Below are 11,459 nucleotides of genomic sequence, written 5' to 3'. Positions count from 1 at the left end.
CGACGGTGCCGGTGGGCACCGCCGACAAGGTGCGTGCCGCCATTGCCGCAGAGTTGGCGGCACGTGGCGCGGACATCGCCTTCGATGTGGTGTCCAACCCGGAATTCCTGAAGGAAGGCGACGCTGTCGCCGACTGCATGCGCCCGGATCGCATCATCATCGGCGCGACCAGCGCCGAGTCGGTGGCGGTGATGCGGCGCCTGTACGCACCGTTCAACCGCAACCACGACCGCGTGGTGGAAATGGACGTGCGTTCGGCGGAGCTGACCAAGTACGCCGCCAACGCGATGCTGGCGACCAAGATCTCGTTCATGAACGAAATCGCCAACATCGCCGAACGTGTCGGCGCCGATGTCGAGCAGGTCCGCCAGGGCATTGGCTCGGATCCGCGCATCGGCTGGCATTTCATCTACCCGGGCGCCGGTTACGGCGGCTCGTGCTTCCCCAAGGATGTGCAGGCGCTGGCCCGCACCGCGCAGCAGGCCGGCCTGGAGCCGAAGTTGCTGAACGCCGTGGAAGCGGTCAACGACGCGCAGAAGGGCCATCTGTTCGCTCTCATCCAGCGTCATTACGACAAGGGTGAAGACGAAGGTGTGCGTGGCAAGACCTTTGCCGTGTGGGGCCTGGCGTTCAAGCCGAACACCGATGACATGCGCGAAGCCTCCAGCCGTCGCCTGCTGGCGCAGCTGTGGGAAGGCGGCGCGACGGTGCGTGCCTACGATCCGGAAGCGATGCACGAGTCGCAGCGCATCTTCGGCGAGCGCGATGATCTGGTGTTCTGCAGCAGTGCCGACGAGGCGCTGCAGGGGGCCGATGCACTGGTCGTGGTGACCGAGTGGAAGCAGTTCCGCAGCCCCGATTTCCAGATGCTGCGCGAGCAGTTGAAGGACGCGGTGGTGTTCGACGGCCGCAACCTGTACGAGCCGGCGGATGTGGAAGCGGCGGGCCTGGCGTACTACGGCATTGGCCGGGGGCGCTCGCTGCATGTCTGATCTGCTGCCAACCGAACGCGAGCAGGCGCTGGAAGCGCGCCTGGTCGAACTGGAAATGCGCGTGTCCTTCCAGGAACAGGCGCTGGCCGAACTGAGCGATGCGCTGGCCGATGCCCGCATGCAGGGCATGCGCAACGCCGACGTGCTGCGCGTGCTGCTGGAAGACCTGGGCAAGGTCCGCAACGCGCTGAATTCTTCCGATCCGGCGAGCGAACCGCCGCCGCCGCACTACTGATCCGAATCCTATGAGCGATACCCTCCGCGACCAGCTGATGGGCCTGGGCTTCAAGCCTGCGCCCAAGCCCGAGCGCAAGAATGATGGCCCCCGCCGTGATGGTCGCCCGCAGGGCAAGGGTGGCAACGGCAATGGAAAGCCGCAGGGCGCTGGCAAGGGCGAGCACAAGCCCGGCGAGCGTCGTGGGCATGGCCACGGCGGCCCGGGCAAGCCCGACCAGTCACGTGGCCCAGGCCAGCAGGGCCCGCGCAAGCCGCGCAGCGCCGAAGAGATGGACCTGGCCAAGGCCTACGCCATCCGCGCGCAGAAGGAAAAGGAAGAGCGTATCGAGACCGAGCGCCTGAAGCAGGAAGAGGCGCGTGTGCGCCGCGAGGCCAAGGCCAAGCTGGAAGAACTGCTGAAGGACAAGAGCCTGAACTCGGAAGCGGCCGATATCGCCCGCCACTTCCCATATGGCGGCAAGATCAAGCGCATCTATGTGACCGCCGAACAGCTGACCGCGCTCAACGCCGGTGAGCTGGGCGTGGTCCAGCTCAATGGCCGCTACCTGCTGGTGACCGCCGAGGTGCTGGCGCAGTCCGAGGCGGTGTTCGCCGCATCGGTGGCGCTGAAGGTCGATCCGAACGCGCCGGCCGAGGAAGATCCGTACGCGGACCCGCAATACCAGGTGCCGGACGACCTGGTCTGGTAAGCGCGTGACCGCCGCGGGCGCGCTGCCGTCGCGGCCATGGGGGAAGGGATGACCGCTGATCCAAGCCGCGACTACGTGCCGCACATTGACGGCCTGCGCGCGATCGCGGTGCTGGCCGTCATCGTGTTCCACCTGGACCCGGCCTGGTTGCCAGGCGGGTTCACTGGCGTGGATGTGTTCTTCGTCATCTCCGGTTTCGTGGTCAGCGCATCAGTACACCGGCTGCCGCCGCTGTCGCTGGGGCAGTCGATGCTGCGCTTCTATGCGCGTCGCATCCGTCGCATTGCACCAGCGCTGCTGGCGTGCGTGTTGCTGACCTTTGTGGCGAGCGTGCTGTTCATTCCCGAGTCGTGGCTCAGCGAAGCCAGCGACAAGACGGGGCTGATGGCGTTGTTCGGCTTCAGCAACTGGGTGCTGGCGGCGATCGGCAACGATTACTTCGCGCCCAAGGCCGAATTCAATCCCTATACCCATACCTGGTCGCTGGGTGTGGAAGAGCAGTTCTACCTGCTGTTCCCGTTGCTGTTCCTGGCCTGGGCACGTGGCGCGCGCGGGCGTTGGATCAGCCTGGGCCTGTTCGCACTGGTCAGCATGGCATCGCTGCTGCACGCTGCGGTGCTGGGTCTGCGCGAGGCGCCGCCATCGTGGGCGTTCTACGCCACCAGCACCCGTCTCTGGCAATTGGGGCTGGGCGTGCTGCTGTTCCAGCTGCTGCACGTGCGGCAATCGCTGGACCCGGCAACCAGTCAGGCACTGAAGCGCGCTGCGCCGGTGTTTTCCCTGCTGGCCATGATGGCGCTGGCCCTGCTGGGGTGGGCGCTATGGTCCTCGCGTGCCGGGCGCTCGCCGTGGCCTGACGGCCTGCTGCCGGCCTTCGCCACCGCGGGCCTGCTCTGGGCGCTGCATCACCATCCGCAGGCATGGGTGGCGCGCCTGTTGGCCAGCGCTCCGATGCGCCGCATCGGTCTGCTTTCGTACTCGCTGTATCTGTGGCACTGGCCGGTGTTCGTGCTGATGCGCTGGACCGTGGGCCTGCAGACACCCTGGCAGATGATCGCTGCTATGGTGCTGGTACTGGTGCTGTCATGGGCGTCGTGGCGCTGGGTGGAACAGCCGTTCCGCGGCACGTTGGCGCAGCGCCTGCGCCCCGGGCGTTGGGTGCTGGCCGGCGCGGTCGTACTGCTGTGCGCCGCCGGTATCCAGGCATTGCTCTATCAGCAGGCGCCACGACTGTCGCTGAGTACCGTCAGCCGGCATCCGGCCGATTGGTACCCCAATGGCAAGAGCGTGGCTGGCGATTATCCCAATTGCGCTCTGCTGGCTGCCAAGCATCGTTTCGAAGGCGGCAGTGCGCGGACCTTTGCCCGTGGAAACTGCGACCGCCCGACGCCGGCCGGCGCGCCGAAGCGGGTGTTTGTTGCCGGTGATTCGCATGCGATGGCTTACATCGAGCTGCTGCAGCGGCTGGCGCTGGAAACCGGCTCGGAGGTCTCCCTCTATGGCCGCGGCGGATGCCCGCAGGTGAGCCTGCAGAAGTGGCGTGGGGCGGGTGCCGGTTGCGCTGATTTCGATGCCGCGGTGTTCGCCGATATCGCGCGGCGCGCGCAGCCGGGCGATGCCGTGGTGCTGGTGTCGCTGCGGATGCCGCGCCTGTCCGATCAGTTCGTGCTGTTCGATGCGCGGGCGCAGCTGGCGGGCGAACTGACAGCGGAGGCCGCGGCAGGGCGTGAGGCCGAAGCGGTCGAGGCGATCAAGCAGTGGAAGCCACTGGCCGAGCGCGGTGTGCGCATCGTGCTGGAGGCGCCCAAGCCGGTGCTGCCGGCGCCGCCCTATCGCTGCTCGGACCGATTCAATTCGCGCAACGAAGTCTGCCGCAATGGCCTGGACAGCACGCGCGAGGCGATGGAAGCGCTGCGTGCGCCGATGCTGGGCAGCCTGCGGCAGGTGGTTGATGGACTGCCCGGTGGCGTGCTGTGGGACCCGATGCCGGTGCTGTGCGACGACGCGCTATGTCCCGCGCAGCGCGATGGCCGCCCGCTGTTCTTCGATGGCGATCATCTCAGCGCGCATGGCAACCGCGTGCTGCTGCCATCGCTGCAGCAGGTGTTGCTGCAGCGCTGAATCGGAGCGTTGTCAGTGTGCGCCGTGGGTCCGGCGCGCGCGTATCAGCGGCAGGCTCAGCGCGAAGAAGCAGAGCAGGGCGCCAATCAGGGCGAAGCCGCTGCCGGCCAGGAACGCGGTGCGGCCGTCGTCGATCTTCCACAGTTGGCCGGCAATGAGCGCGCCCAGCACACCGCCGACACCGGACGAAAAGCCGTACAGCAGTCCTTGGCCGTGGCCGTTGAGACGACCGGGGAAGTAGGTCGCCAGCATCTGCATCGCTGCAGCGAAGAACGCGGCAAAGCCCAGCGCGTGCGCGGTCTGCGCCAGCAGCATCACCGGCAGGTTCTCCGGGAACAGTGCGGTCACGGCCCAGCGCAGGCAGGAACTGACCAGCGCGATCAGCAGCATCCAGCTGGCGTCGTAGCGGCGGAAGAAGCGGCCGATGGTGAAGAACACGCCCACTTCGAAGACCACGCCGATGGTCCACAGCAGGCCAAGGGTGGAGGTACGGTAGCCGTGATGGTCCATGTAGACCGAAAAGAACGTGTAGTACGGGCCGAACGACAGCTGTTCCATGAAGGCGGCCAGGAAGAACGCCAGCACCGGCGGTCGGCGCACGATCTGCCAGAAGCCGCTGGTGTCACCCGCAGTCTTGCCGATGCCGCGCGCGTAGTGGTTGCTGAAGGCCGAGGCAACCAGCAGCACGAACAGGGGCAGCATCATCCACGGCAACAATCCGGCGTGGTTGCCGGCGCCATCGCCTTCGATCAGCCAGCCGAACAAGGTGACCACGGCGATGAAGCCGAGCGAACCCCAGACCCGGATCAACCCGTAACGGTGGCTGTCGTTGCCCAGGTGGGTGAGGGTGATCGACTCGAACTGCGGCATCACCGCGTTGTAGAAGAAGCAGAACACGATCATCGCCGGGTACATCCACGGCTGCGGCAGTGGCAGCAGGAAGCCAGCGAAGCTGAGCAGGGTCAGCACGCAGCCGACGCGCAGCAGGCGGATCGGCCGCGGTGATGCGGCCGCCAGCGAGGTCCAGGTACTGGGTGCGATCACGCGGGTGGCGTACCACAGGCCCATCATCACGCTGATCGCGGTCACGCTCATGCCGCGCGCGGTCAGGAACAGGCTCCAGTACGGCGTGAACGCGCCGAGCGCCGCGTAGTAGAACAGGTAGAAACTTGAGAGGCGGGCAACGGGAACGGTCATCGCCGAATGATGAAGCAAAAAAGGGGACGGAGGGGATTAAGTCGCTAATGCACAAACGACTTAATCCCCTCCGTCCCCTTTTTGTGTCATTCGGGGTCGTAGTCGAGGTTGGAGGCCAGCCAGCGTTCGGCCTGGGCGCGGTCCACGCCCTTGCGCCGGGCATAGTCGGTGACCTGTTCGCGGCTGAGCCGCCCGACCACGAAGTACTGGCTCTGCGGATGGCTGAAGTAGTAGCCCGAGACAGCGGCCGTGGGCAGCATCGCGAAGCTCTCGGTCAGTTCCATGCCCGCGTTCTTCTCAGCCTGCAGCAGGTCGAACAGGCGGCGCTTCTCGCTGTGCTCGGGGCAGGCCGGGTAGCCCGGTGCCGGACGGATGCCGCGGTACTGCTCGTCGATCAGGGCCTCGTTGTCCAGCGTCTCGGCGCGGTCGTAGCCCCAGAATTCGGTACGCACGCGCTGGTGCAGGCGCTCGGCCAGCGCCTCGGCGAAGCGGTCGGCCAGTGCTTTCAGCAGGATCGCGTTGTAATCGTCATGCTCGGCCTCGAAGCGCGCGACGTGGGCGTCGATGCCGATGCCGGCGGTGACAGCGAACGCGCCGATCCAGTCCTGCTTTCTGCTGTCGGCCGGTGCAATGAAATCGGCCAGGCAGAAATCCGGGCGTTCGGCTGGCTTGTCCACCTGCTGGCGAAGGAAGTGCAGGGTGGTTTCGCCCTGTGCGTGCTGCACGCGGACGTCGTCGCCGATGCTGTTGGCCGGCCACAGGCCGAACACGGCCTTGGCCGTCAGCCACTTCTCGCCGACGATGCGCTCGAGCATCGCACGGGCATCCTTGTACAGCTCGCTGGCCTGGGTACCGACGATCCCGTCGGTGAGGATCGCCGGGAACTTGCCGGCCAGCTCCCAGGCCTGGAAGAACGGCGTCCAGTCGATGTAGTCGACCAGTTCGGCCAGGGGATAGTCGTCGAACACGTGCAGGCCGGGCCGATTCGGTGCCGGTGGAGTGTAGTTGTCCCAGCCGCCCTGGAATTTCTGCGCGCGCGCATGTTCCAGTGTGACCAGGCGCTTGGCGTCGCCCCGGTTGCGGTGGCGTGCACGGATTTCGGCATAGTCGGCTTCGTTGGCGGCAACGAAGGCCTCGCGCAGATCACGCGAGATCAGCGACTGCGCCACGCCAACCGCGCGCGACGCATCCTTCACCCACACCGTCGGCGCCTTGTAGTGCGGGTCGATCTTCAGCGCGGTATGCGCACGCGAAGTGGTCGCGCCCCCGATCAGCAGCGGCAGGTCGAAGCCCTGGCGCTCCATCTCGCGGGCGACGTGGCTCATCTCCTCCAGGGACGGGGTGATCAGCCCGGACAGGCCGATCAGGTCTGCGTTGTGCTCGCGGGCAGCATCGAGGATCTTCTGCGCCGGAACCATCACGCCGAGATCGACCACGTCGAAGTTGTTGCAGGCCAGTACGACGCCGACGATATTCTTGCCGATGTCATGCACATCGCCCTTCACCGTGGCCATGATGATCTTGCCGTTGCTCTTGGCGGTGTCACCGCTGCGCGCCTTTTCCGCTTCGATGTAAGGCAGCAGGTAGGCCACGGCCTTCTTCATCACGCGCGCGGATTTCACCACCTGTGGCAGGAACATCTTGCCGGCGCCGAACAGGTCGCCGACGATGTTCATGCCGTCCATAAGCGGTCCTTCGATCACGTCCAGCGGGCGGCTGGAGGCCTGCCGGGCCAGTTCGGTGTCTTCCTCGACGAAGGCATCCAGGCCGTGTACCAGGGCATGTGCCAAGCGCTGTGCCACCGGCTTGTCGCGCCAGGCCAGATCTTCGGTCTTCGCCGCGCCTTTCTTGCCCTTGTAGCGCTCGGCGATCTCCAGCAGGCGCTCGGTGGCATCGCCTCGGCGGTTGAGGATCACGTCCTCGACACGCTCGCGCAGGTCCGGCTCCAGTTCGTCGTAGATCGGCATCGCGCCGGCGTTGACGATGCCCATGTCCATGCCGGCGGCGATCGCGTGGTACAGGAACACCGAATGGATGGCCTGGCGCACGGTTTCGTTGCCTCGGAACGAGAACGAGACGTTGGAGACGCCGCCGGAGACATGGCAGTGCGGAAGGGTCTGCTTGATGATGCGGGTGGCTTCGATGAAGTCCACCGCGTAGTTGTCGTGCTCTTCAATGCCGGTGGCGACGGCGAAGATGTTCGGGTCGAAGATGATGTCCTGCGGCGGGAAGCCGATCTCGTCGACCAGGATGCGGTAGGCGCGTGTGCAGATCTCGACCTTGCGCGCACAGGTGTCTGCCTGCCCGGCCTCGTCAAACGCCATCACCACTGCCGCGGCACCATAGCGCAGCACCTTGCGCGCGTGCTCGCGGAACGGCGCTTCGCCTTCCTTCAGCGAGATCGAGTTGACCACGCTCTTGCCCTGCAGGCATTTCAGGCCGGCCTCGATCACGCTCCACTTGGAGGAGTCGACCATCACCGGGATGCGCGCGATGTCCGGCTCGGACATGATCAGGTTGAGGTAGCGCGTCATCGCCGCTTCCGAATCGATCAGGCCCTCGTCCATGTTGACGTCGAGGATCTGCGCGCCGCTGGCCACCTGCTGGCGGGCCACGTCCACCGCCTCCTCGTAGCGGCCTTCCTTGATCAGCTTGCGGAACTGCGCGCTGCCGGTGACGTTGGTGCGTTCGCCGACATTGATGAACAGCAGGTCCGGGGTGATGACCAGAGGTTCCAGGCCGGACAGGCGGGTAGGGCGGACAGGCGTCATGGCAGGCGTCGGCTCAACAGCAGTAGGGCGGGAAGTGCGGGACAGTGGCGGCAACGTTCATGCGGCCTGCTCCCGGGTGCCGGGCAGTGCGCGCGGCGGCAGTCCGGCCACGGCATTGGCAATTGCACGGATATGCTCGGGGGTGGAGCCACAGCAGCCGCCGACCAGGTTCAACAGGCCATCCTCGGCGAAGCCGCGCAGGGTGGTGGCCATCTCTTCAGGGGTTTCGTCGTACTCGCCGAACGCGTTGGGCAGGCCTGCATTGGGGTGGGCGCTGACGTAACAGTCGGCGACCTGCGAGAGGGTTTCCACATGCGGGCGCATCGCATCGGCACCCAGCGCGCAGTTCAAGCCGATCGACAACGGCCGGGCGTGGGCGAGAGATGCGTGGAAGGCCTCGGCGGTCTGCCCGGACAGGGTGCGACCGGAAGCGTCGGTGATGGTGCCGGAGATCATCACCGGCAGCCGCGCGCTGCGCGCATCGAACGCTTCCTCCAGCGCATACAGCGCGGCCTTGGCGTTGAGCGTGTCGAAGATGGTCTCGACCATGAGGGTGTCGGCGCCGCCGTCGATCAGGCCCTCGATGGCTTCGCGGTAGGTGTCGCGCAGCTCGTCGAAGCTGGTGTTGCGGAAGCCGGGATCGTTGACGTCAGGGCTGATCGAAGCGGTGCGGCTGGTCGGGCCGATCACCCCGATCACGAAGCGCGGCTTGCCCGGGGTGGTTGCGGCCACTGCATCACAGCACGTGCGCGCGACCGCAGCGCCGGCCTTGTTCAACTCGTACACCAGGTGCTCGAGATGGTAGTCGGCCTGGCTGACCGAGGTTGCATTGAAGGTGTTGGTTTCGACCAGGTCCGCACCGGCCTCGAGGTAGGCGGTGTGGATGTCGGCGACGATCTGCGGCCGGGTCAACAGCAGCAGATCGTTGTTGCCCTTCAGGTCATGGCCTTCCGGTGTGGCGTGATCGCAGCCGGAGCCATGCAGATGGTCATAGCCACCGGCGAAGCGTTCGCCACGGTAATCGTCTTCCTGCAGGCCGTGGCGCTGGATCATCGTGCCCATCGCACCATCGATGATCAGGATCCGCTCGCGCAGGGCGTCGAGCAGGGCGTTGGCACGATCTGGATGCAACCAGGGCAGGGCGGGCATGGCGGTCTCGGGCTCAGGGCTTGTTGGCGATCAGCGAAATCACTTCGAAGTGCGGCGGACGCTTCTCGCGGGTGACCGTCTCCAGGCTGGACACCTGCAGGCCGGCCTTGTCGACGAACCTGCGCAGTTCCTTGTCGCTGAAGCCGAGGTTGACGTGGCCATAGGCCTCCACGGCCGCCTTGTGCTCGTGCCGGGCCAGGCTGCACAGCAGCAGGCGGCCACCCGGTCGCAGTACGCGCGCGGCTTCGGTCACTGCCTGCGCCGGTTTGCTGGCGTAGGTCAACGCGTGCATCAGCACGACCAGATCGAAGCTGCTGTCCTTGAACGGCAGGGCATGCATGTCGCCCTCGCGCACTTCCACGTTGGGCAGGCGGCGCAGGCGTTCACTGGCGGCGGCAACCACGCGCGCGCTGGTGTCGATGCAGATGTAGCGCTTGGCATGCGGGGCAACCAGTTCGGCCAGCACGCCATCACCAGAGGCGATATCCAGCACGTCGCCGGTCTCAAGCAGCGGCAGCGCGGTGCGGGCCAGCGCTTCCCAGGTGCGCCCTGGCGAGTAGTGGCGTTCCATGTCGCCGGCCACGCTGTCGGCCCAGTTCTGGTCGGAGGCGCGGTGGGCCAGCACGGCGGCCACGCGTTCAGCGTCCTGGCGCAGCAGCGGGTCATCGCTTCCGTTGCTCAAGGCATGCCACAATGCACGCTGCGCGGGGTCCAGCTGGGCCTCGTCGAAGCGGTAGTAGGCCGACACGCCGGCACGGCGGTCGCGGACCAGGCCGGCTTCCTTCAGGCGTGCCAGGTGGGTGGACACGCGCGGCTGCGCCAGCCGGGTGATCGCCGACAGTTCGGCCACGGTCAGTTCCTCCTGCTCCAGCAGCGCCAGCAGGCGCACGCGAGTGGCATCGGCGAACACCTTCAGGCGGGTCGACCAGTCTTCCAGATCCATAAACATCTACCTATCGCGATATAGAGATATATTCGCTGAAGGGGCTGTCGCGGTCAAGTCGCCAGCGTACGGAAACTGCCGGGCCCCGGTACAATCGGAGCACCTGGGCGCGCCGTATGCGGCCCATAACTTCATGTACCCGGGAGGGTGTTGTGGATTTCAGCTTTACCGAAGAGCAGTTGATGCTGCAGGACGTTGCGCGGCGCATCGCGCAGGAAAAGATCGCCCCCAGTGCGGAGCATCATGACCGCACCGGCGAGTTCCCGCTGGACAACATCCGCCTGCTGGGCGAGAACGGCCTGATGGGCATTGAAGTGCCGACCGAATACGGCGGTGCGGGCATGGACCCGGTTGCGTACGTGCTGGCGATGGTGGAGGTCGCCGCCGCCGACGCAGCCCATTCGACCATCATGTCGGTCAACAATTCGCTGTTCTGCAACGGCATCCTGACCCACGGTACCGAGCAGCAGAAGCAGACCTACGTACGTGCCATCGCCGAAGGCGCGGCCATCGGCGCGTTCGCGCTGACCGAGCCGCAGTCCGGTTCCGATGCCACCGCCATGCGCTGCCGCGCGGTGAAGCAGGCCGACGGCACCTTCGTCATCAATGGCAAGAAGAGCTGGATCACCTCCGGTCCGGTGGCCAAGTACATCGTGCTGTTCGCGATGAGCGAGCCGGACAAGGCCGCGCGCGGCATCACCGCCTTCATCATCGATACCGACAAGGCCGGTTTCGGTCGTGGCAAGACCGAGCCCAAGCTGGGCATCCGCGCCTCGGCCACCTGCGAGATCGAGTTCAACGATTACGTAGCGCAGGCCGAAGACGTGCTGGGCCAGGAAGGCGAGGGATTCAAGATCGCCATGAGCGTGCTCGATGCCGGTCGCATCGGCATCGCTTCGCAGGCCATCGGCATCGCCCGTGCCGCCTATGAAGCGACGATTGAATACGTCAAGGAGCGCAGGGCATTCGGCGCGGCCATCGGTACCTTCCAGATGACCCAGGCCAAGATTGCCGACATGAAGTGCAAGCTGGACGCAGCGCTGCTGCTGACCCTGCGCGCGGCGTGGGTGAAGGGCCAGGGCAAGCGTTTCAGCAATGAGGCTGCCATTGCCAAGCTGACCGCCTCTGAGGCGGCGATGTGGATTACCCACCAGGCGGTGCAGATCCACGGCGGCATGGGGTATTCCAAGGAAATGCCGCTGGAGCGCTACTTCCGTGATGCCAAGATCACCGAGATCTACGAAGGTACTTCGGAGATCCAGCGCCTGGTGATCGCCCGCAACGAAACCGGGCTGCGCTGAGTCGCAGGGCCGCGCCGCCGCAATGGTGGCGCGGCGGTAGGTCCACGCCACGCGTGGAT

Annotated in this window: 9 protein-coding genes; 5 read left to right on the top strand and 4 right to left on the bottom strand. The window is 66.1% G+C overall.

Annotated features, from left to right (window positions below):
* The 4 genes from ABGA94_RS07375 to ABGA94_RS07360 all read left to right on the top strand — a co-directional run.
* Window positions 1-992: UDP-glucose dehydrogenase family protein (locus tag ABGA94_RS07375; RefSeq protein WP_375366872.1), on the top strand; the 992-nt coding region annotated here is incomplete at its 5' end.
* Window positions 985-1,227, top strand: a complete 243-nt coding sequence (locus ABGA94_RS07370) for a SlyX family protein (protein WP_005410256.1) — start codon at window positions 985-987, stop codon at window positions 1,225-1,227. The genes ABGA94_RS07375 and ABGA94_RS07370, both read left to right, overlap by 8 nt.
* Window positions 1,228-1,237: 10 nt before the next feature.
* A complete protein-coding gene (locus ABGA94_RS07365) occupies window positions 1,238-1,918 on the top strand; it encodes a DUF2058 domain-containing protein (RefSeq protein WP_375366869.1) in 681 nt (226 codons plus the stop codon).
* A 48-nt stretch (window positions 1,919-1,966) separates the two neighbouring features.
* Window positions 1,967-4,039 (top strand): acyltransferase family protein, encoded by a 2,073-nt coding sequence (locus tag ABGA94_RS07360; protein WP_375366867.1) that lies wholly within the window; start codon window positions 1,967-1,969, stop codon window positions 4,037-4,039.
* Window positions 4,040-4,051: 12 nt separating this feature from the next.
* Here the strand turns inward: ABGA94_RS07360 and ABGA94_RS07355 are convergent, their stop codons facing one another.
* The 4 genes from ABGA94_RS07355 to ABGA94_RS07340 all read right to left on the bottom strand — a co-directional run bounded on the left by ABGA94_RS07355 (window position 4,052) and on the right by ABGA94_RS07340 (window position 10,099).
* Entirely contained in the window at window positions 4,052-5,236 is a 1,185-nt protein-coding gene (locus tag ABGA94_RS07355) for an MFS transporter (RefSeq protein WP_095379099.1), read from the bottom strand.
* An 86-nt stretch (window positions 5,237-5,322) separates the two neighbouring features.
* The gene (gene metH, locus ABGA94_RS07350; protein ID WP_375366864.1) at window positions 5,323-8,007 is read right to left on the bottom strand and encodes a methionine synthase; all 2,685 of its coding nucleotides are present in this window, start codon (window positions 8,005-8,007) and stop codon (window positions 5,323-5,325) included.
* Between the two features lie 57 nt (window positions 8,008-8,064).
* Window positions 8,065-9,156, bottom strand: coding sequence for a homocysteine S-methyltransferase family protein (locus tag ABGA94_RS07345; protein ID WP_329845132.1), 1,092 nt, complete (start codon window positions 9,154-9,156; stop codon window positions 8,065-8,067).
* A gap of 13 nt (window positions 9,157-9,169) precedes the next feature.
* Window positions 9,170-10,099, bottom strand: a complete 930-nt coding sequence (locus tag ABGA94_RS07340) for a metalloregulator ArsR/SmtB family transcription factor (protein WP_049465810.1) — start codon at window positions 10,097-10,099, stop codon at window positions 9,170-9,172.
* A 152-nt stretch (window positions 10,100-10,251) separates the two neighbouring features.
* Here ABGA94_RS07340 and ABGA94_RS07335 point away from each other — a divergent pair, with 152 nt between their 5' ends.
* Window positions 10,252-11,400: an acyl-CoA dehydrogenase family protein gene (locus tag ABGA94_RS07335; protein WP_375366861.1), complete on the top strand. Its 1,149-nt coding sequence runs from the start codon at window positions 10,252-10,254 to the stop codon at window positions 11,398-11,400.
* Window positions 11,401-11,459 lie beyond the last annotated feature (59 nt).

It is taken from the genome of Stenotrophomonas sp. 3diitr2024, assembly GCF_042136455.1.
In the GTDB taxonomy this organism is placed as follows: Bacteria; Pseudomonadota; Gammaproteobacteria; order Xanthomonadales; family Xanthomonadaceae; genus Stenotrophomonas; species Stenotrophomonas sepilia.
Note: the sequence above shows the minus strand (reverse complement) of the source record. Positions and strands in the feature narration are given on the sequence as shown.